The sequence below is a fragment of the Pseudorhizobium sp. NPDC055634 genome, from assembly GCF_053618655.1.
This window is the reverse complement of the sequence record NZ_JBSHHW010000003.1, coordinates 56,328-81,109: the sequence shown is the minus strand read 5'-3', so window position 1 is coordinate 81,109 and position 24,782 is coordinate 56,328. Positions and strand designations below refer to the sequence as shown.

25 protein-coding genes and 1 tRNA gene are annotated in these 24,782 nt (G+C 63.4%); 11 read left to right on the top strand and 15 right to left on the bottom strand.

Annotated features, from left to right (window positions below):
* Positions 1-14: 14 nt before the first annotated feature.
* Positions 15-2,936, bottom strand: a complete 2,922-nt coding sequence (gene uvrA / locus ACWGPT_RS05565) for an excinuclease ABC subunit UvrA (protein WP_452604604.1) — start codon at positions 2,934-2,936, stop codon at positions 15-17.
* Positions 2,937-3,188: 252 nt separating this feature from the next.
* On the opposite strand from uvrA, the gene ACWGPT_RS05560 reads away from it, so the two are divergent.
* Positions 3,189-3,740, top strand: a complete 552-nt coding sequence (locus ACWGPT_RS05560) for a single-stranded DNA-binding protein (RefSeq protein WP_452604603.1) — start codon at positions 3,189-3,191, stop codon at positions 3,738-3,740.
* Positions 3,741-3,769: 29 nt separating this feature from the next.
* On the opposite strand, the gene ACWGPT_RS05555 is transcribed toward ACWGPT_RS05560, so the two are convergent.
* Positions 3,770-4,402 carry a MarC family protein gene (locus ACWGPT_RS05555; RefSeq protein WP_452604602.1) on the bottom strand — a complete coding sequence of 211 codons (633 nt, stop codon included), beginning with the start codon at positions 4,400-4,402 and terminating at the stop codon, positions 3,770-3,772.
* 223 nt (positions 4,403-4,625) lie between these two features.
* On the opposite strand from ACWGPT_RS05555, the gene gyrA reads away from it, so the two are divergent.
* The gene (gene gyrA, locus ACWGPT_RS05550) at positions 4,626-7,439 is read left to right on the top strand and encodes a DNA gyrase subunit A (RefSeq protein ID WP_452604601.1); all 2,814 of its coding nucleotides are present in this window, start codon (positions 4,626-4,628) and stop codon (positions 7,437-7,439) included.
* A gap of 123 nt (positions 7,440-7,562) precedes the next feature.
* Here gyrA and ACWGPT_RS05545 read toward each other — a convergent pair whose 3' ends face one another.
* Complete coding sequence (locus ACWGPT_RS05545) at positions 7,563-7,697, bottom strand: hypothetical protein (RefSeq protein WP_452604600.1); 135 nt, start codon at positions 7,695-7,697, stop codon at positions 7,563-7,565.
* Between the two features lie 25 nt (positions 7,698-7,722).
* Complete coding sequence (locus tag ACWGPT_RS05540; protein ID WP_452604599.1) at positions 7,723-7,902, bottom strand: hypothetical protein; 180 nt, start codon at positions 7,900-7,902, stop codon at positions 7,723-7,725.
* Between the two features lie 227 nt (positions 7,903-8,129).
* Here ACWGPT_RS05540 and coaD point away from each other — a divergent pair, with 227 nt between their 5' ends.
* From coaD to tgt, 6 genes are all read left to right on the top strand, one after another.
* A complete protein-coding gene (gene coaD / locus ACWGPT_RS05535) occupies positions 8,130-8,624 on the top strand; it encodes a pantetheine-phosphate adenylyltransferase (RefSeq protein WP_452604598.1) in 495 nt (164 codons plus the stop codon).
* Positions 8,625-8,644: 20 nt separating this feature from the next.
* The gene (locus ACWGPT_RS05530) at positions 8,645-9,214 is read left to right on the top strand and encodes a peptidylprolyl isomerase (protein ID WP_452604597.1); all 570 of its coding nucleotides are present in this window, start codon (positions 8,645-8,647) and stop codon (positions 9,212-9,214) included.
* A gap of 43 nt (positions 9,215-9,257) precedes the next feature.
* Complete coding sequence (locus tag ACWGPT_RS05525) at positions 9,258-9,773, top strand: peptidylprolyl isomerase (RefSeq protein WP_452604596.1); 516 nt, start codon at positions 9,258-9,260, stop codon at positions 9,771-9,773.
* Between the two features lie 89 nt (positions 9,774-9,862).
* Entirely contained in the window at positions 9,863-10,312 is a 450-nt protein-coding gene (locus ACWGPT_RS05520) for a DMT family transporter (protein ID WP_452604595.1), read from the top strand.
* Between the two features lie 4 nt (positions 10,313-10,316).
* On the top strand, positions 10,317-11,402 hold the full coding sequence (gene queA / locus ACWGPT_RS05515) for a tRNA preQ1(34) S-adenosylmethionine ribosyltransferase-isomerase QueA (RefSeq protein ID WP_452604594.1): 1,086 nt from the start codon (positions 10,317-10,319) through the stop codon (positions 11,400-11,402).
* Positions 11,399-12,529: a tRNA guanosine(34) transglycosylase Tgt gene (tgt, locus tag ACWGPT_RS05510; protein WP_452604593.1), complete on the top strand. Its 1,131-nt coding sequence runs from the start codon at positions 11,399-11,401 to the stop codon at positions 12,527-12,529. The genes queA and tgt overlap by 4 nt, the downstream gene beginning before the upstream one ends.
* Before the next feature lie 17 nt (positions 12,530-12,546).
* On the opposite strand, the gene ACWGPT_RS05505 is transcribed toward tgt, so the two are convergent.
* Complete coding sequence (locus ACWGPT_RS05505) at positions 12,547-12,972, bottom strand: DUF4864 domain-containing protein (RefSeq protein WP_452604592.1); 426 nt, start codon at positions 12,970-12,972, stop codon at positions 12,547-12,549.
* 137 nt (positions 12,973-13,109) lie between these two features.
* Here ACWGPT_RS05505 and ACWGPT_RS05500 point away from each other — a divergent pair, with 137 nt between their 5' ends.
* On the top strand, positions 13,110-13,616 hold the full coding sequence (locus ACWGPT_RS05500) for a regulatory protein RecX (protein ID WP_452604937.1): 507 nt from the start codon (positions 13,110-13,112) through the stop codon (positions 13,614-13,616).
* Between the two features lie 137 nt (positions 13,617-13,753).
* Here ACWGPT_RS05500 and ACWGPT_RS05495 read toward each other — a convergent pair whose 3' ends face one another.
* From ACWGPT_RS05495 to ACWGPT_RS05460, 8 genes are all read right to left on the bottom strand, one after another.
* A complete protein-coding gene (locus ACWGPT_RS05495) occupies positions 13,754-14,584 on the bottom strand; it encodes an MBL fold metallo-hydrolase (protein WP_452604591.1) in 831 nt (276 codons plus the stop codon).
* 5 nt (positions 14,585-14,589) lie between these two features.
* Entirely contained in the window at positions 14,590-15,372 is a 783-nt protein-coding gene (locus tag ACWGPT_RS05490; RefSeq protein ID WP_452604590.1) for a TatD family hydrolase, read from the bottom strand.
* 14 nt (positions 15,373-15,386) lie between these two features.
* The gene (gene metG, locus ACWGPT_RS05485) at positions 15,387-16,943 is read right to left on the bottom strand and encodes a methionine--tRNA ligase (RefSeq protein ID WP_452604589.1); all 1,557 of its coding nucleotides are present in this window, start codon (positions 16,941-16,943) and stop codon (positions 15,387-15,389) included.
* Positions 16,944-17,031: 88 nt separating this feature from the next.
* Positions 17,032-18,054 carry a DNA polymerase III subunit delta' gene (locus ACWGPT_RS05480; RefSeq protein WP_452604588.1) on the bottom strand — a complete coding sequence of 341 codons (1,023 nt, stop codon included), beginning with the start codon at positions 18,052-18,054 and terminating at the stop codon, positions 17,032-17,034.
* On the bottom strand, positions 18,051-18,728 hold the full coding sequence (gene tmk, locus ACWGPT_RS05475) for a dTMP kinase (protein WP_452604587.1): 678 nt from the start codon (positions 18,726-18,728) through the stop codon (positions 18,051-18,053). Before tmk ends, ACWGPT_RS05480 begins: the two co-directional genes overlap by 4 nt.
* A gap of 101 nt (positions 18,729-18,829) precedes the next feature.
* Entirely contained in the window at positions 18,830-19,993 is a 1,164-nt protein-coding gene (locus ACWGPT_RS05470) for a D-alanyl-D-alanine carboxypeptidase family protein (protein ID WP_452604586.1), read from the bottom strand.
* A 66-nt stretch (positions 19,994-20,059) separates the two neighbouring features.
* Complete coding sequence (locus ACWGPT_RS05465) at positions 20,060-21,094, bottom strand: septal ring lytic transglycosylase RlpA family protein (protein ID WP_452604585.1); 1,035 nt, start codon at positions 21,092-21,094, stop codon at positions 20,060-20,062.
* Between the two features lie 183 nt (positions 21,095-21,277).
* Positions 21,278-21,517, bottom strand: a complete 240-nt coding sequence (locus ACWGPT_RS05460; protein ID WP_452604584.1) for a DUF6894 family protein — start codon at positions 21,515-21,517, stop codon at positions 21,278-21,280.
* A gap of 121 nt (positions 21,518-21,638) precedes the next feature.
* On the opposite strand from ACWGPT_RS05460, the gene ACWGPT_RS05455 reads away from it, so the two are divergent.
* Both ACWGPT_RS05455 and ACWGPT_RS05450 read left to right on the top strand, forming a co-directional pair.
* The gene (locus ACWGPT_RS05455) at positions 21,639-22,358 is read left to right on the top strand and encodes a Crp/Fnr family transcriptional regulator (protein ID WP_452604583.1); all 720 of its coding nucleotides are present in this window, start codon (positions 21,639-21,641) and stop codon (positions 22,356-22,358) included.
* Positions 22,359-22,480: 122 nt separating this feature from the next.
* Positions 22,481-22,570: transfer RNA gene (locus tag ACWGPT_RS05450), tRNA-Ser, on the top strand.
* A 150-nt stretch (positions 22,571-22,720) separates the two neighbouring features.
* Here the strand turns inward: ACWGPT_RS05450 and ACWGPT_RS05445 are convergent.
* On the bottom strand, positions 22,721-23,329 hold the full coding sequence (locus ACWGPT_RS05445; RefSeq protein WP_452604582.1) for an NAD(P)-dependent oxidoreductase: 609 nt from the start codon (positions 23,327-23,329) through the stop codon (positions 22,721-22,723).
* 529 nt (positions 23,330-23,858) lie between these two features.
* Positions 23,859-24,767 carry an SMP-30/gluconolactonase/LRE family protein gene (locus tag ACWGPT_RS05440; protein WP_452604581.1) on the bottom strand — a complete coding sequence of 303 codons (909 nt, stop codon included), beginning with the start codon at positions 24,765-24,767 and terminating at the stop codon, positions 23,859-23,861.
* Positions 24,768-24,782: the final 15 nt, after the last annotated feature.

Sequence of the window (24,782 nt, the reverse complement as noted above, 5' to 3'; positions counted from 1 at the left end):
CCCTCCGCCGATGTTTATTCCGCCGCCTCGATCCGTTTCGCAGGCCGACGCTCGAGCAGTTCCTTCAGGAAATGCCCCGTATAGGAGCGCTTCTCCTTGACGATCGCTTCAGGCGGGCCGGCTGCGACGATCTCGCCGCCGCCGGTTCCGCCTTCCGGCCCGATGTCGATGATCCAGTCTGCCGTCTTGATGACCTCGAGATTGTGTTCGATCACGACGACCGAGTTCCCCTGGTTCACCAGCTCGTGCAGCATGTCCAGCAGCTTGGCCACGTCGTGGAAGTGCAGGCCCGTCGTCGGCTCGTCGAGGATGTAGAGCGTGCGCCCGGTCGAGCGCTTGGACAATTCCTTCGCCAACTTGACGCGCTGCGCCTCGCCGCCGGAAAGCGTGTTCGCCTGCTGGCCCACCTTGATATAGCCGAGGCCGACGTTGAAGAGCGCCTGCAGCTTGTCGCGTACCGAGGGTACGGCCGCGAAGAACTCGACGCCTTCCTCGACCGTCATGTCCAGAACGTCGGCGATCGACTTGCCCTTGAAATGGACGTCGAGGGTCTCGCGGTTATAGCGCTTGCCGTGGCAGACGTCGCAGGTGACGTAGACGTCGGGGAGGAAGTGCATCTCGATCTTGATGACGCCATCGCCCTGGCAGGCCTCGCAGCGCCCGCCCTTGACGTTGAAGGAGAACCGGCCGGGCGCATAGCCGCGAGCCTTCGCCTCGGGGAGCCCCGCGAACCAGTCGCGGATGGGCGTGAAGGCGCCCGTATAGGTGGCCGGATTGGAGCGCGGCGTGCGTCCGATCGGCGACTGGTCGATATCGATCACCTTGTCGATGTGCTCGAAACCGTCGATCCGGTCATGTTCGGCCGGGATTTCACGGGCGCCCATGACGCGCCGGGCCGCCGCCTTGTAGAGCGTCTCGATGAGGAAGGTCGACTTTCCGCCGCCCGAAACACCGGTCACCGCGGTGAAGACACCGAGCGGCACCGAAGCGGTGACGTTCTTGAGGTTGTTTCCCCGGGCACCGACGACCTTGATCTCCTTGCCCTTCTTCGGCTTGCGGCGTTCGGCCGGAACCGCGACGCCAAGTTCTCCGGAGAGATACTTGCCGGTGATCGAATTCGGGTTCGCCATGACCTGCGCCGGCGTGCCTTCGGCAACGACCTCGCCGCCATGGATACCGGCGGCGGGACCAATATCTACGACGTAGTCGGCGGTCAGGATGGCGTCCTCGTCATGCTCGACGACGATCACGGTGTTGCCGATATCACGAAGGTGCTTCAGCGTGTCCAGCAGGCGGGCATTGTCGCGCTGATGAAGGCCGATAGAGGGTTCGTCGAGCACATAAAGGACGCCCGTCAGACCAGAGCCGATCTGCGATGCGAGCCGGATACGCTGGCTTTCCCCGCCCGAAAGCGTGCCCGAGCTTCTCGACAGGCTGAGATATTCCAGGCCAACATCGTTGAGGAAGCTCAGCCGCTCGCGGATTTCCTTGAGGATACGGACGGCGATCTCGTTGTGCTTGTCGCTGAGGTGCTTCGGAAGCTCCTCGAACCAGTCGCGGGCGACCCTGATCGACATGTCGGTAACCTGGCCGATATGAAGGGCGTTCACCTTGACCGCCAGCGCCTCCGGCTTCAGGCGGAAGCCGTTGCAGGCGGGGCAGGGCGCCGCCGACATGTACCGCTCGATCTCCTCGCGCGCCCAGGCGCTGTCGGTTTCCTTCCAGCGGCGCTCGAGATTGGGGACGATGCCTTCGAAGGTCTTGGTCGTCTTGTAGGAGCGGGCGCCATCCACGTAGTAGAATTCGATCTGCTCCTCGGTCCCCTGCAGGATGGCATGCCGAGCGGCCTCGGGAAGCTCCTCCCAGCGGTTGGAGAGCTTGAAGCCGAAGACCTTCCCCAGCCCCTCGAGAGTCTGGTTGTAGTAAGGCGAGGTTGACTTGGCCCACGGGGCGATGGCGCCATCGCGCAGGGTGCGGCCCGGTTCCGGGACGATCAACGCCGGATCGATCTTCTGCTGGAAACCGAGACCGTCGCAGGTCGGGCAGGCGCCGAAGGGGTTGTTGAACGAAAACAGTCGGGGCTCGATCTCCGAGATCGTGAAGCCGGATACGGGGCAGGCGAACTTTTCCGAGAACAGCACGCGTTCATGCGTCTCGTTCAGCGACTTGTTCGCGGCGCCGCCCGCAGACGTTTCCTCCGCCGGCAGCGGCTTGTCGGCAAATTCGGCGATCGCCAGCCCGTCGGCGAGCTTCAGCGACGTCTCCAGGCTGTCGGCAAGGCGCGCGCCGATGTCGGGCCTCACCACCAGGCGGTCGACCACCACGTCGATGTCATGCTTGTACTTCTTGTCGAGCGCGGGTACGTCGGCGATCTCGTAGAACTGGCCGTCGACCTTCACCCGCTGGAAGCCCTTCTTCATCAGGTCGGCGAGTTCCTTCTTGTACTCGCCCTTTCGTCCGCGGATCATCGGCGCGAGAATGTAGAGCCGGGTTCCCTCTTCGAGGGCGAGCACCCTGTCGACCATCTGGCTGACCGTCTGGCTCTCGATCGGCAGGCCGGTCGCCGGCGAATAGGGCACGCCTACCCGCGCGAACAGGAGGCGCATGTAGTCGTATATCTCGGTGACCGTGCCCACGGTCGAGCGCGGATTGCGCGATGTCGTCTTCTGTTCGATCGAGATGGCCGGGGAGAGGCCGTCGATCTGGTCGACGTCCGGCTTCTGCATCATCTCCAGGAATTGGCGCGCATAGGCCGAGAGGCTTTCGACGTAGCGGCGCTGTCCCTCCGCATAGATCGTGTCGAAGGCGAGGGAGGATTTGCCCGAGCCGGACAGCCCGGTCATGACGATCAACGAGTTGCGCGGCAAGTCGAGATCGATACCCTTCAGATTATGCTCGCGCGCACCACGGATGGAGATCGTCTTAAGTTCGCTCATTACTCTGCTCGATGGGGAGGAGTGGTTGCCCTTATGTAGGATATGAAGTGCCGGTGTGAAGCCGGAAAGTCCACGGGATCGACTCAAAAAAGCGTCCTGCTTGACACAAGCATAGGGAATAAATAGAACAAAGAAAGAACAAAAATCCATTGTGGATGAGCGGCACGGGGTGGCCAACGGCGACGGCAGATGGTCTAAGCTAGGCCATCGTTGAATTGGCCGCATGACAGGCGGCGGACAAGGTGAAGAACTATGGCTGGTAGCGTCAACAAGGTAATCCTGATCGGCAATGTCGGCGCCGATCCCGAAATTCGGCGCACGCAGGACGGACGTCCAATCGCCAACCTGCGCATCGCGACCTCGGAAAGCTGGCGTGACCGCAACAGCGGCGAGCGCAAGGAGAAGACCGAGTGGCACAGCGTCGTCGTGTTCAACGAGGGCCTCTGCAAGGTCGTCGAACAGTATGTGAAGAAGGGCGCCAAGCTCTACATCGAGGGCGCTCTGCAGACCCGCAAATGGCAGGACCAGAACGGCAATGACCGTTACTCGACCGAAGTCGTCCTGCAGGGCTTCAACTCGACGCTCACCATGCTGGACGGCCGCGGCGAAGGCGGCGGGCAGGGCAGCTATGGCGGCGGCGGTGGCCGGGCCAGCGGCGGCAATGACTACGGCGGCGGCAATTTCGGCGACGACTACGACCGCCCGGCCTCCGGTGGAAGCCGCGGCGGCCAGGGTGGTCAAGGCAGCCAGGGTGGCCAGGGCGGAGGCTTCTCGCGCGACCTGGATGACGACATCCCGTTCTGATCCGCGATAGCGCGGACGCGGGCGCAGGGTCAGACGGTATTGAAGGCGGACTTCACGCCGTCGACCACGAACTGCACGGAGAGTGCCGCGAGAACGACGCCGAGGAGGCGGGTCAGGATGGCCCGCCCGGTCAGTCCGAGGAAGCGATCCAGTCGTTCGGCAATCAGCAGCGCCATCAGCACCACGCCCATCGTCAGCGCCAGAACGCCGATCAGCAGGAGCCGATCCCAGGGGCCGGACATCGTGCCGGCAAGAAGCACGGTCGCTGAAATCGCTCCCGGTCCTGCGATGAGCGGGAGGGCAAGCGGGAAGACTGCGAGATTGTGAAGCTGGCCGAGGGTGATGGCCTCCTGCGAGGTCTTCGCCTTGCGTTCCTGCCGGCGCTCGAACACCATTTCGAACGCGATCCAGAACAGGAGAAACCCGCCGGCGATCCTGAATGCGCCCATGGATATGCCGAGGGCACCCAGAAGACTGGCGCCGAACACGGCGAAGACCGCAAGTATGCCGAATGCGACGAGCGAGCCGCGCACGGCCACGTGACGGCGCTGGTCCCGCCGCATGCCTGCCGTCATGCCCAGGAAGACGGGCGCCAGGCCGGGCGGATCCAGCGTGACGAGCATTGTGGTGAAGGCATTGACCAAGATGTCCGCAGTAGCCATCTCTGCTCCAGCGCGTTGCCGATCCTTGCGGACCCCATCCTAGCTTGTTAGGACAGCATGGCCTTCAAGGGAAGAGCGGCCTGCCCATTGTCTCGTGCCCGAGACCCGGTCGGTTTCCTCGCCGATGTTCGAAACCTGTTCAAAACCGGTGCCGAACTTGGCGCTGGAAGCCGCTTTCCGATATAGAGACAGAATTGATTCCGAACCAAGATCGTGATCCGATTTGACTGAGCAAAGCACTCCCGGCGGCGGAAAGCTGCCACCCGGCATCGAACCCATATCCATCATGGAAGAGATGCAGCGGTCCTACCTCGATTACGCGATGAGCGTCATCGTCAGCCGCGCGCTCCCGGATGTTCGAGACGGATTGAAGCCGGTCCATCGCCGCATCCTGTTCTCCATGAGCGAAATGGGGATCGACTGGAACAAGAAATACGTGAAGTCGGCCCGCGTCACCGGTGACGTGATGGGTAAATACCATCCGCACGGCGACGCCGCGATCTACGACGCGCTGGCGCGCATGGCGCAGGACTGGTCGCTCCGCCTGCCGCTGATCGACGGCCAGGGCAACTTCGGTTCGATCGACGGCGATCCGCCGGCAGCGCAGCGCTACACGGAATGCCGCCTGCAGAAGGCCGCTCACGCGCTTCTCGACGATCTCGACAAGGAAACCGTCAACTTCCGTGACAACTACGATGGCACGCTTTCCGAACCGGTCGTCGTCCCGGCGCGCTTCCCGAACCTCCTGGTGAACGGCGCCGGCGGCATTGCGGTCGGCATGGCGACCAACATTCCGCCGCACAACCTCACGGAAGTGATCGACGCCTGTATCGCGCTGATCGACAACCCGGCGATCGAGCTGCCGGAACTGATGCAGATCATTCCGGGACCGGATTTTCCGACCGGCGCGCTGATCCTCGGACGGGCGGGGATCAAGTCCGCCTACGAGACGGGCCGAGGCTCCGTCATCATGCGCGGCCGCGCTCACATCGAGCCGATGCGGGGCGACCGCGAGCAGATCATCATCACCGAGGTTCCCTACCAGGTGAACAAGGCGACGATGATCGAGAAGATGGCCGAACTCGTGCGCGACAAGCGCATCGAGGGCATTTCGGATCTTCGCGACGAATCCGACCGCCAGGGCTACCGCGTCGTCATCGAGCTGAAGCGCGACGCCAATGCGGATGTCATCCTCAACCAGCTCTACCGCTATACGCCGCTGCAGACTTCCTTCGGCTGCAACATGGTGGCGCTCAACGGCGGCAAGCCCGAACAGCTGACGCTGATCGACATGCTGAAGGCCTTCGTTTCCTTCCGCGAGGAAGTCGTCAGCCGGCGGACGAAGTATCTTCTCCGCAAGGCGCGTGAACGCGCGCATGTCCTGGTCGGTCTCGCGATCGCGGTTGCGAACATCGACGAGGTCATCAACCTGATCCGTCGCGCGCCCGACCCGGCGACCGCACGCGAACAGCTGATGACCCGGCGCTGGCCGGCCCATGACGTGGACGCCCTGATCCGCCTGATCGACGATCCGCGCCATCGGATCAACGACGACGGCACCTACAATCTCTCCGAAGAGCAGGCGCGCGCCATCCTGGAACTGCGCCTGGCCCGCCTTACGGCGCTCGGCCGCGACGAAATCGCCGACGAGCTCAACAAGATCGGCGCGGAGATCAGCGACTACCTCGAAATCCTCTCGTCGCGCGTGCGCATCTACCAGATCGTCAAGGACGAACTGCTGGCCGTCCGCGACGAGTTCGGCACGCCGCGGCGCACCGAGATCCTCGAGGGCGGACCCGACATGGACGATGAGGACCTCATCGCCCGCGAGGACATGGTGGTCACCGTCTCGCACCTCGGCTACATCAAGCGCGTGCCGCTGACGACCTACCGGGCGCAGCGCCGCGGCGGCAAGGGTCGCTCCGGAATGGCGACCCGCGACGAGGATTTCGTCACCCGGCTGTTCGTTGCCAACACCCACACGCCGGTGCTGTTCTTCTCCTCGCGCGGCATCGTCTACAAGGAGAAGGTCTGGCGCCTGCCGATCGGCACGCCGACGTCACGCGGCAAGGCCCTCATCAACATGCTGCCGCTGGAGCCCGGCGAACGCATCACCACCATCATGCCGCTGCCTGAAGACGAGGCGACATGGGACAATCTCGACGTCATGTTCTCGACGACGCGCGGAACCGTGCGCCGCAACAAGCTGTCCGATTTCGTCCAGGTCAACCGCAACGGCAAGATCGCGATGAAGCTGGACGAGGAGGGCGATGAGATTCTCTCCGTCGAGACCTGCACCGATCGTGACGACGTGCTGCTGACGACCGCGCTCGGCCAGTGCATCCGCTTCCCGGTGGACAGCGTCCGCGTCTTCGCGGGCCGCAACTCCATCGGCGTGCGGGGCATTACCTTGCAGCCGGGCGATCGCATCATTTCGATGACGATCGTCGGCCATGTGGATGCCGAGCCGTGGGAACGCGCCGCTTATCTGAAGCGGTCTGCTGCCGAACGTCGCGCCATGGGCGTCGATGAAGAGGATATCGCTCTCGTCGGCGAGGATGTCGGGGCCGAAGGCGAGCTTTCCGAGGAGCGCTACCAGGAACTGAGGGCGCGCGAGCAGTTCGTCCTCACGGTTTCGGAGCGTGGCTTCGGCAAGCGTTCCTCGTCCTACGACTTCCGCACATCGGGTCGAGGCGGCAAGGGCATCCGGGCCACGGATACCTCCCGGACGAGCGAAATCGGGCATCTGGTGGCCGCTTTCCCGATCGAGGATGCCGACCAGATCATGCTCGTGTCGAACGGTGGCGTCCTGATCCGCGTCCCGGTCGACGGCATTCGCATCGCCAGCCGCGCCACCAAGGGCGTGACCATCTTCTCCACCGCGAAGGATGAACGCGTGGTTTCGGTCGAGCGCATCAGCGAGCCTGAAGGCGAAGACGAGGCAGGCGAGGGCGGGCCCGACGAGAACGTCTTGGATGCCGGCGATCCGGGCGCCACTGCTCCCGGCGAGGCTCCGCCCGAAACGGATGCCGAATAAGCCGAAAACAAAACAAATAAGCCGGGCAAAATGCCCGGCTTATTTTTTGGCTGCAGGGCCGGAATTGTTTTTCCGGTGGTGCAGTCCGCTACTGGAAATCCAGAAAAATCCTGTCGTCCCCGACTAGAACGTGACCCTACGGGCTGCGAAGGCCTTCATCTCTTCTCGTTCGCGGCGAAGTTCGGTGATCGTCGATGCGACCGATGCCACGAACATGATACTGATCAGACCCGCCAATACCGTCAACGTCACGAACATAACCTGCCTCTTTGGTCAGTACCGCCTAGTAGAACGAGATATCGTTGTAACGTCCCGTCATCTGCGGATAGTCCAGATCGCTCCACTGCGAACGATCCTGATAAAGGGTCACCGTGGCCGTGAGCATCGCGGCGATCATTGCTGTCCAGACCATGTTGATCATTGAGATCTTGTCCAGCACGATCGGCTTCCTTCTCTCGATCATCTCAGTTGTCCTTCTTGCCAGCCAGAACGCTCATTGCGCGACCTGGTTCCAAATTGCATGGAGAAGCTCAAGGTTGGCTTCCCCGGTTCGGTCTCCCACCCACTGGCCGCAAGAAAGCATGTTAGCAATGAAACGCGCTTGAATGGTCCGTTCATCTGGCGTTCATCTTCGCCATCTTGCAGCGCCCGGGCTTCCATGACAAAAGGCGACAAACCGTGTGAGGCTTGATGGCGACCGCATTCTATCCCGGATCATTCGACCCGATGACGAACGGACATCTCGACGTCCTGGTGCAGGCGTTGCAGGTTGCGGAGAAGGTGGTGGTCGGGATCGGCATCCACCCCGGGAAGGCGCCGCTCTTCACCTTCGGGGAGAGGGCGGAACTCATCAGGGCTTCGGTTGCCGAGGCGCTTCCGTCCGCAGCCGGCGAAATCGAGGTGGTCTCGTTCGACAACCTGGTCGTGGATGCAGCCCGCGCCCATGGCGCGACCCTGCTCATCCGGGGACTGCGGGACGGCACGGACCTCGACTACGAAATGCAGATGGCCGGCATGAACCGTCAGTTGGCACCCGACGTCCAGACGGTATTTCTGCCTGCGGGCGTGGCGTCGCGGCCTATTACGGCCACATTGGTACGTCAGATCGCCGCAATGGGCGGTGACGTCGGTGCCTTCGTTCCGGCTCCGGTGCTCGCCGCCATGCGTATCAAGCTGAACCGCTGACCTCTCATCGTGGAGAACACATGAAACTTCTTCGTCTCGCCCTTGCCGGTGCCCTCGCGTTCGCCTCCGTCGCCATGCCGGCGCTTGCCGCAGAGGACGACTACCTGACGATCGAACTCAAGGACGGCCCGGTGGTCGTCGAGTTGCTGCCGGACGCGGCTCCCAAGCATGTCGCGCGCCTCAAGGAACTCGCCTCGAAGGGCGAATACGACAACGTCGCCTTTCATCGGGTGATCGAAGGCTTCATGGCCCAGACCGGCGATGTCGAGTTCGGCGACATGGAGGACGGCTTCAATCCCGGCCGCGCAGGCACCGGCGGCTCCGACCTGCCCGATCTTCCCGCCGAGTTCTCCGACATCCCGTTCGAACGCGGGACGGTCGGGATGGCGCGTTCGCAGGATCCCGATTCCGCCAATTCGCAGTTCTTCATCATGTTCGACGAAGGCTCCTTCCTCAACGGCCAGTACACGGTGGTCGGCAAGGTCGTCTCGGGCATGGAGAACGTCGACAAGATCAAGCGCGGCGCGGGCGGCAACGGCGAGGTCTCCGATCCCGACCGGATGGTGAAGGTCACCGTCGGCCGACAGTAACGGACGCCGAAAAGCGTCAATTCGAGTAATGAAGGAGAAGTACATGGCCGAGATCAAGGATCCGGAAAACACGCTCATCATGGAAACGACGAAGGGCAGGGTCGTGATCTCGCTGATGCCCGATCTCGCTCCCGGCCACGTGGCCCGGATCAAGGAACTCGCCCGTGAACACGCCTATGATGGCGTGGTCTTCCACCGCGTCATCGCCGATTTCATGGCGCAGACCGGCGACGTGCAGTACGGCAAGAAGGGCGGCGCGAACTTCAATCCCGGGCGCGCCGGCATGGGCGGCTCCGACAAGCCGGACCTCAAGGCAGAATTCTCGGCGGTCCCGCATGTGCGCGGCACCTGCTCGATGGCGCGTTCGCAGAACCCGAACTCGGCCAACTCCCAGTTCTTCATCTGCTTCGCCGATGCACCCTGGCTCAACAAGCAGTACACCGTCTGGGGCCAGGTGATCGAGGGCATGGATCATATCGACGAGATCAAGAAGGGCGAGCCGGTCCAGGATCCCGATTCGATCATCAGCCTTAGGGTCGCCGCCGACGTGGCTGCCTGATCGGCGCGATATGTGAGATACTGCGCCCCGGTACGCCGGGGCGTTTTTCGTTTCCGACTACATCCCGGCGAGGCGAGGGCAGGCGAGACATGACAGGCCTACTTTGGAGCATCCTCGGTATCGTCGCAGGGGCCTGCATCGCGGTCCAGGCGCCGATCAACGCGCAGCTTGGACGGATGCTCGGGATGCCGCTCGCGGCTGCCATGGTCTCGTTTGCCGCCGGTGCGGTCGTCCTCGCGCTGGCGATGATGGCCTTCGCCCGCTTTCAGGGCATCGCCCCCGACTGGCATGCGCCCGCTCCCTGGCTGTATTTCGCCGGTGGCTGCCTCGGAAGCGTCTATGTCACCGCCGCAATCCTGCTGACGCCGCGAATTGGCGCAGCCGCCGTCATGACTTTCTCCGTCGCAGGCCAATTAACGGCCGGTCTCCTCATTGACCGCATCGGGTTCATGGGTGTAGCCGTGCGCGAACTGACGGCCGGACGGATAGTGGGAGCACTGCTGCTCTGCGCCGGTGTCGTGATGATCCGAATGTTCTGAACTGATGCGCGTAGACCTTTTCGATTTCGCCCTCCCGGAAGAAAACATCGCCTTGCGACCGGTAAGCCCGCGCGACGCCGCGCGCATGCTCGTCGTGCGACCCGACGGCGCGCCGGTCCTTTCCGACATGACGGTCCGTGACCTGCCGTCGCTCCTGCGCCCCGGCGACGCCCTGGTATTCAACGACACGAAGGTCATCCCGGCGCAGCTCGAAGGGCAGCGCCTGCGGGAAGGCGCGAGCGAACTGCCGGTTTCCGCCACCTTGCACATGCGCGCGGGCCCGGAACGCTGGAAGGCGTTTGCGAGGCCGGGCAAGCGGATCAAGGTCGGGGACCGCATCATCTTCGGCCATGGCGGCGATTCCTGTCTGCTGGGAACGCTCAACGCGACCGTCGAGGCGAAGGGAGAGGGTGGGGAGATCACGCTCCTGTTCGACCTGTCGGGCCCGGCGCTGGACGAGGCGATCATGGCTGCCGGGCACATTCCGCTGCCCCCCTATATCGCCGACAAGCGGCCCGAGGACGAGCTGGACCGGGAAGACTACCAGACCATCTATGCCCGCGAGCGAGGCGCTGTCGCTGCTCCCACGGCCGGCCTGCATTTCACGCCGGAGCTCTTCGCGGCGCTCGACGAGGCGGGGATCGAGCGCCACTTCGTGACCCTGCATGTCGGTGCCGGCACATTCCTGCCGGTGAAGGCGGACGACACCAGCGACCATCGGATGCATTCCGAGATCGGCCACGTGAGCGCCGAGACCGCGGCGCGACTGAATGCGGTCAGGCAACGGGGAGGGCGGATCGTCAGCGTCGGCACCACGTCGCTGCGCCTCCTCGAGAGCGCCAGTTCCGAGGACGGAACGATCAACGCCTGGAGCGGCGCCACGGACATCTTCATCACGCCGGGATACGCGTTCAAGGCGGTGGACATCCTGATGACCAACTTCCACCTGCCGAAGTCGACGCTCTTCATGCTCGTCTCGGCCTTCAGCGGCATCGAGACGATGCGGAACGCCTACGAGCACGCCATCCGCACCGGCTATCGCTTCTATTCCTACGGCGATGCCAGCCTCCTTTTCCGGAAGCCAGAATGACAGAGACATTTCAGTTTACCCTCAAGGCCACCGATGGCGGTGCGCGCCTCGGCGAGATCAGCATGCCGCGCGGAACGATCCGGACGCCGGCCTTCATGCCGGTCGGAACCGTCGGAACCGTCAAGGCGATGTATCTCGATCAGGTCCGCGAGACCGGTGCGGACATCATCCTCGGCAACACCTACCACCTGATGCTGCGGCCGGGTGCCGAACGCGTGGCGCGGCTCGGAGGATTGCACAAGCTCATCCGCTGGGAGCACCCGATCCTGACCGACAGCGGGGGCTTCCAGGTCATGTCGCTCTCCGGCCTGAGGAAGCTGGACGAGCAGGGCGTGACCTTCAAGAGCCATGTCGACGGGTCCCTGCACCACATGTCGCCGGAAAGGTCCATCGAGATACAGGGACTGCTCGGATCCGATATCCAGATGCAGCTCGACGAATGCGTCGCGCTTCCGGCGGAACCGAAGGAGATCGAGCGGGCGATGGAACTCTCGCTGCGCTGGGCGGAACGCTGCCGCGTCGCCTTCGGCGAACAGCCCGGCAAGGCGATGTTCGGCATCGTGCAGGGGGGCGACCAGCCGGATCTCCGCGTCCGCTCGGCCGAGGGCCTGACGCAGCTCGATCTCAAGGGCTATGCGGTCGGCGGCCTTGCCGTCGGCGAACCGCAGGACGTGATGCTGAAGATGCTGGAAGAGACGCTACCGGTGCTTCCGACGGCCAAGCCGCGCTATCTCATGGGGGTCGGCACGCCCGACGACATCCTGAAGTCCGTCGCGCGCGGCATAGACATGTTCGATTGCGTGATGCCGACCCGCTCCGGGCGCCACGGGCTTGCATTCACGCGGCGGGGCCGCATCAACATCCGGAATGCCCGGCACGCGGAGGACACGCGGCCGCTGGACGAGGAATCGAGCTGCCCCGCAGCGCGCGACTATTCGCGTGCCTACCTGCATCACCTAGTCCGCTCCGACGAGGCGCTCGGCGGGATGCTCCTGTCGTGGAACAACCTGTCCTACTATCAGGACCTGATGAAAGGGATACGCCTCGCGATCGCGGAAGGCCGGTTCGCCGAGTTCTACGCCGAGACGCAGGCAATGTGGGCGAGGGGCGACGTCGATCCGCTCTAGGCGGTTAGCCCTATTTCTCAGATACCGCGGTTGGCGCCGTTCGGGCGAAGGCGGATTTCGTTGACCTTGTAGGCGCCGCTATCGAGGAGCCTGATCTCGAAGATGGCGGTCCAGTCGCTGCCGTCGCGGCTTGCCAGCATGACCTCCTGCAGGATGAATTCGCCGCCGCCGACGAGCTTCGACCGACCGAATGCGAAGTTGCGAACGCCATCGAGGGGCGCATAGCGTTCCCGCGCCATCGCGAGGAAGCGGGTGCCGTCGGCAATACCGTTACGCATGTCCGGACCGGCCTCCGCGAAGGCGCCGATCGCGTCGCCGCGCGAGAATGCCGTGATCTGGCGGGAGATGACCTCGCGGGCCGAGCCCAGCGGATCTTCGGCGCGCAACGGCCCGGCAAGCGACAAGGCCATCCCAAAGATGAACAATACATAGCGGGATAGCATCGGCTATTCCTTCGACAAATGCCCGCCGACAGCTTACAGCAAACGACATGCGTGAAAAGGTGGCCGCTTCATCGATTGCAGACGAGAACGGGGCGTTCGACCCGGACGGCGCAGAAGCCGACGTGCCGACCGCCAGGATGCTCTCCTGGGCCAGGAACTCGACGCTCTACCGGCTCTCCCGGCGCATGATCACCGAGCACGAACTCGCAACCGCTATCCGTCGCAAGGCGAAGGAAAAATTCGAGGGCATTTCCGATGCCCAGCTTCAGGCGCTTGCTGCAAAAGCCATCGAATGCGGCCGCCAGGTCGGAGGTCTCGATGACGAGGCCTATGCGGCATCGAAGGTTCGCGCCGGCGTCCGAGGCGGACGATCGAGGAAGCTGATCGCCCAGTCTCTCCGGCAGAAGGGCGTCAGCAACGACACGGCAAGCGAGGCGCTGGAGGACGCCGACGATTTCCGCGCGGCGCTGGCATATGCGCGAAAGCGCGGCTTCGGTCCGTTCCGGACGGCCGCCATCGACGAAAAGCGTCACTCGCGCGAACTTGCGTCACTGGCGCGAAAGGGCTTCAGCCTCGATATTGCCCGGCGGATCATCGGCATGGAGAGGGAGGAGGCCGAGGAAGCGTTACAGGCGTCGCCATAGTAGATGCGCCAGCGCATTATTGCATCCAGTGTGAAATCCGAAAATCACATAAGATGGATTATGGAACTTATCCGAGGTAAGCTACGCCAATGGCTTATGCGTATCTGATCACGTCATGAAACAACGACTGCCCGATGTCACGCTCCGGACGCGATCTCGATATCGCATTCGTAGCTCAGTCCGTCATATGCCGGCTGCACGTGCTCAGGCGTCGCGGCGTTGACGGCGTCGTAATCCATCGGCGTGTGCATGTGTGTCAGGTAGGCCTGGCGCGGCTGCAGCCGGTCTATCCATTCGAGTGCCTGGTCGAGCGAGAAATGGCTCGGATGGTGGTGGTACTGCAGCGCATCGATGACCAGGAGGTCGAGACCTTCCAGGCGCCCGACGGTCTCTTCGGGAAAGTCGCTGACGTCGGAGCAATATCCGACATTGCCGAACCGGAAGCCGAGCGAGTGGATTTCACCGTGAATCTGGCGGTGCGCCAGCACCTCGATCGGGCCGCCGGCGCCCGTAACGACGATCGGCTCCACAAGCGACTCTATGAGCCTCGGCTCGACGATCGGCGGATAGTTCCCGCCGGGGGGCGTTTCGAGGCAGTAGCCGAAGCCCGCCCGAATTCTCTCCATCGTCCAGCTGTCCGCATAGATCGGAATGCGTTCCCTCTGGATATGGAAGTAGCCGCGAAGGTCATCGATCCCATGGAGGTGATCGGCGTGCGGATGGCTGTAAAGCACCGCATCGACGTGCTGGACGCGCGCGGCAATCATCTGTTCGCGAAAATCCGGACCGGTATCGACGACGACGACTGTCGAACCGCCGTCCGGCGAGAACTGCTCCACGAGGAAGGCCGCGCGCGTCCTGCGGTTGCGTGGATTGTTCGGGTCGCAGGCGCCCCAGTCGCCATTGATGCGCGGAACCCCGGGAGACGAGGCGCATCCGAGGATCGTGTATCTGCGACGGTGGAGCATGCTCCTCAGAGCCTCGGCATCTTGCTGAATATCCGGAAGGCGTTCTCGGTGGTGATCCGCGCCATCTCGTCGACGCCGATCCCGACGGTTTCCGCGAGAACTTCGGCGGTATTGACCACATAGGCGGGCTCGTTGCGTTTCCCGCGCCAGGGCTTCGGTGCCAGATAGGGCGCGTCCGTCTCCACCAGAAGCCTGTCATGGGGAACCGTTTTTGCGATCTCCCGCAGTTCTTCCGATTTCGGAAAGGTCAGGATCCCGGAGAACGACACGTAGCCGCCGAGCTCCACCCCCGTCCGGGCGAGGTCCGCTCCAGACGAGAAGCAATGGAGGATGAAGGGAAACGCCCCCTTCCCGCTTTCTTCGCGCAGGATGGCAGCCATGTCGTCGTCGGCGCTGCGACTATGAATGACGAGCGGCAGCTGCGTCCGACGGGCCGCCTCGATATGGCGGCGGAAGCCGGTCTTCTGGTCCTCGGGCTTCTGGGTGTCGTAGAAATAGTCGAGCCCAGCTTCGCCGATCGCCACGATCTTCTCGTGGCTCTCCGCCAGCTTGACGAGATCGTCCGCCGTCACGTCCAGTTCGTCGGCCGCATTGTTCGGATGGGTGCCGACGGAGCAGAACACGGACGGATAGCGCTCGGTGAGCGCCAGGAGACGATCGAGTTTGCGGACATGTGTCGAGATCGTCACCATCTGACGCACGCCGGCGTCATGGGCGCGCGACACGAGTTCGTCGCGCTCCTGGTCGAAATCGGCAAAATCCAGGTGGCAGTGGGTATCGATGAGCATCGGCAGCTTCGGACTCAGGCGCCCGCCTCCGGTGCGATGTAACGCGGAAAGACCGGGGTCGGTGCCTCGAGGGCCGTGCCAGGAACGAGACGTCCCCCCTCGCCCAGCGCGCTGAAGTCACGCTTGTCGGCGGGAGCGGCCACCAGGTCCAGAAGCTTGGCGCTCGAGCCGGGCATATAGGGCTGAAGAAGGATGGCGATCTGCCGGACCACCTCGGCGGTCACGTAGAGGACTGTGCCCATGCGCTCGGGATCGGTCTTCTTCAACGCCCAGGGTTCCTGGCCGGCGAAATAGCGGTCCGTCTCGGAGACAAGCCCGATCACGGCTGCAACCGCGCGGTGGATGAGTTGCTTGTCCATCTCTTCCCGGCAGGTTGCGAGCAGCCCATCGGCCGCAGCCAGGATCGCCCGGTCGTCCTCGGTGAACTCACCGGGTTGCGGGATCTTGCCTTCGCAGTTTTTGAAGATCATCGAGAGCGACCGGCTCGCAAGATTGCCGATGCCGTTGGCGAGGTCGGCATTGATCCGGGTCCCGATCCCCTCCTCGCTGTAGCTACCGTCCTGGCCGAAGGAGACCTCTCGCAGGAAGAAGTAGCGCACCTGGTCGAGACCGAAGTGGTTCACGAGGTTGACCGGATCGACGACGTTGCCGACCGACTTCGACATCTTCTCGCCCTTGTTGAGCAGGAAACCGTGGGCAAAGACGCGCTTGGGCAAAGGGAGCCCGGCGGACATCAGGAAGGCCGGCCAGTAGACGGCATGGAAGCGGATGATGTCCTTGCCGATGATGTGGGCGTCGGCCGGCCAGTACTTGGCGCGGGGGCCTTTCGGGTCGGTCAGGTAGCCGGTCGCGGTGACGTAGTTCGTCAGCGCGTCCACCCAGACATACATCACATGGGCGGGATCGTTCGGGACCTTGATCCCCCAGTCGAACGTGGTGCGCGAGATCGACAGGTCCTTCAGTCCCGACTTGACGAAGGAGATCACCTCGTTGCGCCGTTCCGCCGGACCGATGAAATCGGGATTGTCGGCGTAATGCTTGAGCAGCTTTTCCTCATAGGCCGACAGCTTGAAGAAATAGCTCTCCTCCTCGACCCATTCTACGGGCGTGCCCTGCGGGCCGTAGCGTACGCCATCGTCGCGGACTTCGGTCTCGGCCTCCTGGTAATAGGCCTCGTCCCGGACCGAATACCACCCGGCGTAGCCGCCCTTGTAGATGTCGCCGTTATCGGCCATCCGGTTCCAAATCTCCCGGCAGGCTTCGTGGTGGCGCGGCTCGGTGGTGCGGATGAAATCGTCGTTGGAAGCGTTAAGAAGCTTTCCCATCTCGCGGAATTCGTTGGAATTCCGCTCTGCCAGCACGGCAGGCTCAATGCCTTCGGCGCGCGCCGTCTGCTGCATCTTCTGCCCGTGCTCGTCCGTACCCGTGAGGAAGAAGACATCCTTTCCGTCGAGGCGCTGGAAACGCGCCATCGCGTCGGTCGCGATCAGTTCATAGGCGTGGCCGATATGCGGCTTGCCGTTCGGATAGGAAATCGCGGTCGTGATGTAGTAGGGAACCTTGTCCGGCATCATAGCACTCGAGCATTGGAAGTCGTCTGGCTATTAGCCTATGTTTGGCAGCGGCGAAACCCATAGTTCGCAATGCAGCAGCCGTCGGTCAGCGGTGCACGGCTTCCAGGATCGACAGGAGAGTCTGTTTCCGATCAAGATTATAGGCCTGCGAAACGGCGATCCTGTTGCCGACCTCGCTGCCGAGTTCGGCAAGGCGGGCCGCCGTGGCGAGGTCTCCCGTCAACGCCGCCTGGCGCGCCTGCCCGGCGAGATGGTCACCCAGATGCTCGAGGAAGAAGTTCAGCGCCACGTCGGCATCCTTCGCCGAAAGCACGTCCGACAACCGGTGCATCGCCCGTCGCGCCGCGGGACCCTGCTCCGCCAGCATCTGGTTGAACGCGCCGACGATCTCGGCTCCGCCGTAGTTCAGGAGCTTGAGCACCTGCGCGACGCTCCCCTTCGACATGGCAAGCACTGTTTCCCGGGTGCGCCCGTCGATCGAAACGCCGAGCGCGTCGAGCGCCCGCAGGAGATCTCCCTCACCGAGCGGTGACAGGCGAAGCGGCAGGCACCGCGACCTGATCGTCGGCAGGAGCTTGCCCGGCGCATGCGACAGGACGAGGAACATCGCCCGCTTCGGCGGTTCCTCCAGTATCTTCAGGATGGCGTTGGCAGCATTGCGGTTGAGATCGTCGGCCGGATCGATGATGACGATCCGCCAGTTGCCGGTGCCGGACGTCTGCGAGAAGAAGTGGCCGGCGCGGCGCACTTCATCGATCGTGATGGCGGTCTTTGGCTTGCCCGATTTCTCGTCGACCGGCCGGGTCAGGTGCAGGAGATTGTGCGAGGCGCCCGAAGCGATCTGGCGCCCGATCGCAGAATCCGGGTCCGGCGGCGCGAGGTGCTCCGGCGCCGTTTCCGGGTCGGGGTGGGAGAGGACATGCGCGGCGAACCGGAACGCAAGCGTCGCCTTGCCGATCCCCTCCGGCCCCTCGATCAGGATGGCGTGATGCGCCTTGCCCGTCCGGTAGCTGCGCGCCAGGAAGGCTTCCGCGGCCTGGTGGCCGAAGAGGTTCGGGTTTCGCGCCGGCATGACGGCGCCGTCCAGGATATGTGCGTCCTCGCTCATCGGACGTTTTCCACGGTTGCCGCAAGGCCATCGTCCCGGGCCGCAAGCGGCCCGACGATCGACAGGATTTCGGCTGCGATCGCATCCTCCGCGCGGTCCGCATCGACCACGTGGCACCGGAGCGGATCGGCGGAAGCGATCTCCAGGAAGGCTTCGCGACGCTTCTCATGCGTCTGCAACTCCTCCCGTTCGAAACGATCGGGCGCTGCCGCCCCTCCCCTTGCGCGTGCCCGCGCAAGCCCCTTCTCGGCCGGAAGGTCGAGGATGACCGTGCAATCGGGATTGACGCCATTGACCGCGATCCGCTGCAGGGCTTCGAGATACTCGGTTTCGAGGTTCCCGGTGACGCCCTGGTAGACGCGCGAGGAATCCATGAAGCGGTCACACAGGACGACGGCTCCGCTCTGGAGGGCGGGACGAATGACTTCCTCGACATGGTCGCTGCGTGCCGCGGCGAAGAGGATCGCCTCCATCCGCACGCCGAATTCCTCGGCGGCTCCCGAAAGCAGGACGTGGCGGACGGCCTCTGCACCCGGCGAACCACCCGGCTCACGCGTCACCAGGACCTCGTGTCCCTGCTCCCGGAGCGCGTCGGCAAGCCGGCGGATCTGGGTAGACTTCCCAGCCCCTTCCCCGCCCTCGAACGTTACAAACAGTCCTGGTCTCTTTGCCAACCGCTAAAACTCTTCACGCTTGCCGGAACGGCGTCCACGACCACGCCCCGGCCATTCCACATGCCTATCGCATCTGTTGCTAAGATAAAACCTCTCCGGCCCTAGAGCCAGAAGAACATGAGCTCCAGCAGCGCGTCGGTCGCCTTGGAAACAAGCGTCCCGGTCGCGACCGGATGTGCCGCCACAAGCTCGACCTCGCGAAGCGGCCGGTCCTCGGCAGAAATCCTCAGCACGCCGACCGCCTGTCCTTCCGCCACCGGGGCGCGGACCGGCCACTGGTAGACGATCCTCCCGGTCAGTCTCGGCGGGTTCTCGGTCGGCACGTAGATGTCCACGGGTTCGCGGGCGACAAGGTCAAGGTAGCGGGTATCGCCGCCATAGACGCTCGCCTGCCCCACCACCTCGCCAGGCGAAAACAGCAGTTTCGTCTCGAACGAGGAGAGCCCCCATTCGAGCACCCGGCGCGCCTCCTCCAGGCGCTCCTTTTCACTCGAAAGCCCGCCGATGGCGAGAAAGAGCCTCGTGCCATCGCGTTCTACGGATGCCACGAGCGCATAGCCGGACTCCTTGGAATAGCCGGCTCCCAGCCCATCGACCCCGATATTGAGCGCAAGCAGGGGGTTCTTGTTGCGCTGGAAGATCCCGTTCCACTCGAAGTCCGGCTGGGCATAGAGCTTATACTGGTCCGGGTATTCGCGACGGATATGACGCGCCAGTTCCACGAGATCGCGGGCCGTCGTGAAGCTCTGCGCCTCGGGAAGCCCGGTGGAATTGCCGAATGTCGAGCGACCGAGCCCCAGGTCCCTGGCGCGCGCCGTCATGCGGGCCGCGAACTCCGCCTCGGTGCCGCTGATCCCTTCGGCGAGCACGATGCAGCCGTCATTGGCGTTCTGGACGACGACGCCCCGGATGAGGTCCGCCACGGCGACGTCGGACTTCAGCGCCGCAAACATGGTGGTCGTGCCGGACGGCGCCCCGCCGTTTCGCCAGGCGTACTCGGTCACCGGAAAGCGGGTCGTCTCCGCTATCTCCCCACGCTTCAGCGCGCTGAAGACGACCTCCATGGTCATCAGCTTTGCGAGCGAAGCGGGCGGAAAGGCCTGGTTTTCATTGACGGCCAGGAGAACGGTTCCCGTCTTCTCCTCGACAAGATAGGCTTGGCGGGCCTTGGTCACGAAGCCGGTATCCGGCTGCTGCCCAAGGGCCGAACCCGCGGCCGAAGACACCAGCAGCAGGGCTAGCAGGAATAGTGCCGGAAATCTCATGACTGCTCCGCGTATGGTCGGCATACGCGTATCAATATGGCACGGGCTGGGCAATCTCGAGCGGCGTTACCGGCGGGCTTTTTTGCCGTGCCGGGCGGCGTGGGAAAGGATGGAGGCTTCCGTGAGGCCGTCATTGCGCACCATCACCGCATCGAAGACGAGTTCCATCTCGCTCACCGGCTCGACGACATAGGCCGAAGTCGGGCCGGTCGAGATACCGACGATGCCATAGCCCGGACGCTCCGCGGGCACCGGCCCCATTTCCGGCAGGGCGGCGAAAGTATCATCGGAGACGACGGCGCCGAACGCCTGCGAGGTCGGCGAGGTCGGCGCCCGTGGGCCGCTGGGCGTTGTTCCGTCGAACGCGACCGGGGTCGGGACGGCGCCGCCGAAGCTCTGCAGTTCCTGCCCGAACGGGGCGTTCGAGGCGACCATCACGCCGCTTGCGATCTGGCCTTCCGGATGAACGGACGGCAGTCGATCGCCCTTGCCGATATAGGACGCCATCAGGAAGGGCATGTCGTGCCCGTCCATCCGCGCGCGCCCGACATACTGGACATTCACCTTTGCGGTACCGGCCCGCTTCATGTCGAGGAGCTCGGCCGTCTTTGCCGAAACGTCGATGATGCGGCCGGGATGGAAGGGGCCGCGGTCGTTGACGCGGACGATGACCGATGCGCCGGTCTCGGTATTGGTCACCCGCGCATAGCTCGGCAGCGGAAATGTCGGATGGGCCGCCGACAGGTGCTCCTTGTCGTAGACTTCTCCATTGGCCGTCAGCCGTCCGTGGAACGCCGAACCGTACCAGGAGGCGAGGCCGGTCTTGTTATAGGCGGGGTCTTCCGATGGGACATAGGTCCTGCCCTTGACCTCGTAGGGCTTGCCGATCATGAAGCGCCCTCCCCCCTTGGGAACGGCCTTGCCTTCCGACACGACACGGGGGCTGGCCTTCACGCCATATTCCTTCTCGGAGAAATATTCCTTGCTCCGCGGCTTCGGACCCTTCGTTTCCGTGGACGAACACGATGCCACGCCGAAACACACGAGTGCCACTCCGAGCCACTTTGCCGGATGAGAAAGCCTGCCGCCGTCAGATTTCAAGTCTCTAAGCCCCTGCCGTCATCGGGGTGCCCCTGCACCCAGGTTATCGGCCGCGCCCGGTGAAGGCCGCGCCCGACAGAACAACGGTGGCAACCAATGTTTTCAAAGTGGCGAAAATGCGAGCGATTTCTGTGGACGGGGGTGCATTTGCGCAAACATGGTTAGCTTAAGGTTAACGCGCAGTCAGGTCCGCCATTCGGTCTGGAAGTCCAGCGAGCCGACGAGGATGGTCTCGCCGTCCTCGTCCCTGACCGAGACGCTTATGCCGCCATTGGGGCCTTCCGGAAGCTCCTCGCGCGCGACGTCGGTCAGGATGCGGCTCACCTCCTTCAGCAGCCGGTCCCGGTCCGTGGGAAGTGTCATTCCCATTTCATCTCGGGTCAGGCCGTCCCCATTCGAGAGGTCGAAAAAGTATCGGGGCATGTACGATCTCATCCAGCATATTTTCCCCGAAAACTTTCCTGGGCAACTTTGTTCCACACAATTGTGTTCTAGCCTTTAGGTTTGAACCCGGTTTACCGACTCGCCGCCAAGACAGAGACAGATGATCGAAGCCCTCCTCCAGAATCTCGAACACAGGGATGTCCTCTCGGGTGCCGAACGGACGCTGCTCCGCGAGACGCTTTCAAAGGAGCGCAGCTTCGCGAAGGGCGAAGATATCGTCGCCGAGGGTTCGAGGCCGAGCGTCAGCACGCTTCTCGCCGAGGGCTTTGCCGCCCGCTACAAGATAACCGAGGGCGGAACGCGGCAGATCACCGCCCTCCACGTGGCCGGCGACTTCGTCGATCTCCACGCCTTCCTGATGAAGACGATGGACCACGGGATCGTCGCGCTTTCGCCATGCCGCGTGCTCCTTGCCGAGCATGGAGACCTCAAGGCCATCACGGAGAATTCCCCTCACCTCGCGCGACTGATGTGGCTCGACACGCTGATACACGGAGCGATCCATCGATCGTGGATCGTCGCGATGGGGCGTCGTTCGAAATCCTCCCATCTCGCGCATATCATCTGCGAACTCTATGTGCGGCTGCAGGTGACGGGCCGGGTCGACGGGCAAAGCTTCCACCTGCCGCTCAGCCAGTCGGAAATGGCCGACGTCATGGGGCTCTCCCTCGTCCACATGAACCGGGTGATCCAGGCCATGCGGCGCGAGAAACTCATCTCCTGGATCAACCAGACGATCACCCTGCTCGACTGGGACCGACTGCGCCAGCTGGCCGAATTCGACCCCACCTACCTCAACCTGTGGATCGAGCCGCGATAGAGGCCGCAGAAAGGCCGACCGCACCGGTGTCAGCCCGCGTCGGCGATCGCAGACGTCGCATGTTGACGCTATCGGAGCCAGCCGCTAAAGCCGTTGCAACCACCTCGGCCGGTGCCGGGCCAGGAAGAGTGTCCGAGTGGTTTAAGGAACCGGTCTTGAAAACCGGCGTGCGGGAAACCGTACCGTGGGTTCGAATCCCACCTCTTCCGCCATCCCGCCGATTGCCCTCCACCATGCGATATCAAGCGTCAACTCAATCGCCAAATCGGTCATTCAGATGTCGCGAGCAAGCTTCTGAAAAACGCAATACTTACTGATGCGGCGTGGCCGCGGCATCGACAAGCATGACGCTTTCCAGCTGATCAGTAGCCCACGGTAAAGCGCTGGCGAACGTGCGTCGGCGTCTCGATTTCGTCGGCAAGCGCGATGGCGTAGTCTTCGAACGATATGCTGCTACCGTTTTCGTTGGTCAGCAGTTGGTCCTGGCCCAGTCGGAAGGTGCCGGTGCGCTCACCCGACACGAATGCCGCCGATGGCGACAGGAAAGTCCATTCCAAGCCGGCTTCACCCTTAAGCTTGTTGAGGAAGTCCACGCCGCCCTGCGCCTCGGTCTTGTAGATGGCCGGAAATTCTGGAGTGTCCACAAGAAGCTTGCCCGGTGCCACCTCGAGACTACCGGCACCTCCGACAACATAATAGCGACGCACGCCTGAGGCTTTGACGGCTGAGAGAAGCTTGTCCGGATCGCTTGCCGAGAAGTGAACCGAACTGATGACGGCGTCGTGACCTTTGAGGGTCTGCGCAAGATCATCGGTAGCCTCGATATCGCCGGCGACCGCAGTCACGCCCGGAAGGGAAGCAATCTTGGTCGGGTCGCGCGCGATGGCGGTTACGGAATGACCACGGCTCGAAAGCTCAGCCAGGATACGTGAGCCGACCTGACCAGAAGCGCCGATAAGTGCGATTTTCATGATTTGATCCTTCGGTGGTTGGTTTACGCGGGGCAGTCAGGTCTTCGATTACTCCGAATAGGCGTTCGTGACCGTGACAGAGAATCTCGCCGTTGAGATCAATCGGCGTGTCGTCGATCACGGCCATCAGCTGCGGTGCGCCTCGAGTGCCGAGCTCACCCATGACGGGCCTGCGACGTTTCCATTCACTTGAGCGTGCGTTCGCGCAGCGCGGTATCGTCCGAAGCCGTTCGACAACGCCGTTATCGGTCAGTTCGAAGTCGTGTTCGGCAGCGACCACTTCTTGGTCCCGGACCTGTCGTGCCCGTCGACATGGCGGGCGATCTGAACGGCATGGGCGACATCCAATACGCACCAATCCATACTGGCCCATCGGTCTAGTATAGCATATCGGGAGTGTCAGCCCTTCGCGGAAAATTCGCCGCTGACTAACCCGGTCATACCCGGGCACTGTCCTCGACCACCGCGACCGCTCAGGGAGCGCATCGGGCCGTAGCCCACCCAGCACAGACCAGTAGCGACTGGCCGGCTAGATGCCCCTGACCGCGAGATAGACGGCGTAGAGGCTCTTGCTGGCGGTGATGAAGAGGCGGTTGCGGCGGGGGCCGCCGAAGGCGACGTTGGCCACGGTTTCCGGCACCAGGATCTTCCCCAGCAGGTCGCCCTCAGGGGAGAAGCAGTGGACACCGTCGCCGGCGCTCGTCCAGACGTTTCCGAGGACGTCCACCCGCAGCCCGTCCGGCAGGCCGTTGTCGATATCACAGAGGACGCGCCCGTTGGAGAGCGTCCCCTCCCCGTCGACATCGAAGGCCCTGATGTGCCGGGGCGCCTTCGGGTCGTGGCTGGAGGAAGAGTCCGCGACGTAGAGTACCGTCTCGTCCGGAGAAAACGCGAGGCCGTTCGGCTGGCCGAAATCGGTCACCACGGCGGTCAGGTTGCCGCTCTTCGGATCCAGCCGGTAGACGTTGCGGGTCGGCTGCTCGGGCGTCGCCTCGAAACCTTCGTAGTCGGAAAGAATGCCGTAGGTGGGGTCGGTGAACCATATCGTGTCGTCCGACCGCACGACAACGTCGTTGGGAGAGTTCAGCCGCCCGTCGCGGAAACGATCGGCGAGAACGCTCAGAGACCCGTCGAATTCCGTCCGGGTCACGCGGCGTCCCCCATGCTCGCAGGAGACGAGCCGGCCCTGGCGGTCGCGGGTATTGCCGTTGACGAAGTTGGACGGCGACCGGAAGACGGACACACCGCCGCCCTCCACCCATCGCAGCATCCGCTGGTTGGGAATGTCGCTGAAGATCAGGCATTGCATGTCCGCGAACCAGACGGGTCCTTCCGCCCAGCGGCAGCCCCCGTAGAGCTGCTCCAGATCCGAACTTCCGACCGTCAGCCGGCGGAACCGCTCGTCATGGATTTCGTAGATCGCCGCTGGCTTTCCCATGCGTGTTGTCCATTG

Excerpts from the sequence above, each read along its gene's own strand:
- uvrA (WP_452604604.1), bottom strand. The coding sequence starts at position 2,936 with ATGAGCGAACTTAAGACGATCTCCATCCGTGGTGCGCGCGAGCATAAT.
- ACWGPT_RS05560 (WP_452604603.1), top strand. The coding sequence starts at position 3,189 with ATGGCTGGTAGCGTCAACAAGGTAATCCTGATCGGCAATGTCGGCGCC.
- ACWGPT_RS05555 (WP_452604602.1), bottom strand. The coding sequence starts at position 4,402 with ATGGCTACTGCGGACATCTTGGTCAATGCCTTCACCACAATGCTCGTC.
- ACWGPT_RS05545 (WP_452604600.1), bottom strand. The coding sequence starts at position 7,697 with ATGTTCGTGACGTTGACGGTATTGGCGGGTCTGATCAGTATCATGTTC.
- ACWGPT_RS05540 (WP_452604599.1), bottom strand. The coding sequence starts at position 7,902 with ATGATCGAGAGAAGGAAGCCGATCGTGCTGGACAAGATCTCAATGATC.
- coaD (WP_452604598.1), top strand. The coding sequence starts at position 8,130 with ATGGCGACCGCATTCTATCCCGGATCATTCGACCCGATGACGAACGGA.
- ACWGPT_RS05530 (WP_452604597.1), top strand. The coding sequence starts at position 8,645 with ATGAAACTTCTTCGTCTCGCCCTTGCCGGTGCCCTCGCGTTCGCCTCC.
- ACWGPT_RS05525 (WP_452604596.1), top strand. The coding sequence starts at position 9,258 with ATGGCCGAGATCAAGGATCCGGAAAACACGCTCATCATGGAAACGACG.
- ACWGPT_RS05520 (WP_452604595.1), top strand. The coding sequence starts at position 9,863 with ATGACAGGCCTACTTTGGAGCATCCTCGGTATCGTCGCAGGGGCCTGC.
- queA (WP_452604594.1), top strand. The coding sequence starts at position 10,317 with ATGCGCGTAGACCTTTTCGATTTCGCCCTCCCGGAAGAAAACATCGCC.
- tgt (WP_452604593.1), top strand. The coding sequence starts at position 11,399 with ATGACAGAGACATTTCAGTTTACCCTCAAGGCCACCGATGGCGGTGCG.
- ACWGPT_RS05505 (WP_452604592.1), bottom strand. The coding sequence starts at position 12,972 with ATGCTATCCCGCTATGTATTGTTCATCTTTGGGATGGCCTTGTCGCTT.
- ACWGPT_RS05500 (WP_452604937.1), top strand. The coding sequence starts at position 13,110 with ATGCTCTCCTGGGCCAGGAACTCGACGCTCTACCGGCTCTCCCGGCGC.
- ACWGPT_RS05495 (WP_452604591.1), bottom strand. The coding sequence starts at position 14,584 with ATGCTCCACCGTCGCAGATACACGATCCTCGGATGCGCCTCGTCTCCC.
- ACWGPT_RS05490 (WP_452604590.1), bottom strand. The coding sequence starts at position 15,372 with ATGCTCATCGATACCCACTGCCACCTGGATTTTGCCGATTTCGACCAG.
- metG (WP_452604589.1), bottom strand. The coding sequence starts at position 16,943 with ATGCCGGACAAGGTTCCCTACTACATCACGACCGCGATTTCCTATCCG.
- ACWGPT_RS05480 (WP_452604588.1), bottom strand. The coding sequence starts at position 18,054 with ATGAGCGAGGACGCACATATCCTGGACGGCGCCGTCATGCCGGCGCGA.
- ACWGPT_RS05470 (WP_452604586.1), bottom strand. The coding sequence starts at position 19,993 with ATGAGATTTCCGGCACTATTCCTGCTAGCCCTGCTGCTGGTGTCTTCG.
- ACWGPT_RS05460 (WP_452604584.1), bottom strand. The coding sequence starts at position 21,517 with ATGCCCCGATACTTTTTCGACCTCTCGAATGGGGACGGCCTGACCCGA.
- ACWGPT_RS05455 (WP_452604583.1), top strand. The coding sequence starts at position 21,639 with ATGATCGAAGCCCTCCTCCAGAATCTCGAACACAGGGATGTCCTCTCG.
- ACWGPT_RS05445 (WP_452604582.1), bottom strand. The coding sequence starts at position 23,329 with ATGAAAATCGCACTTATCGGCGCTTCTGGTCAGGTCGGCTCACGTATC.
- ACWGPT_RS05440 (WP_452604581.1), bottom strand. The coding sequence starts at position 24,767 with ATGGGAAAGCCAGCGGCGATCTACGAAATCCATGACGAGCGGTTCCGC.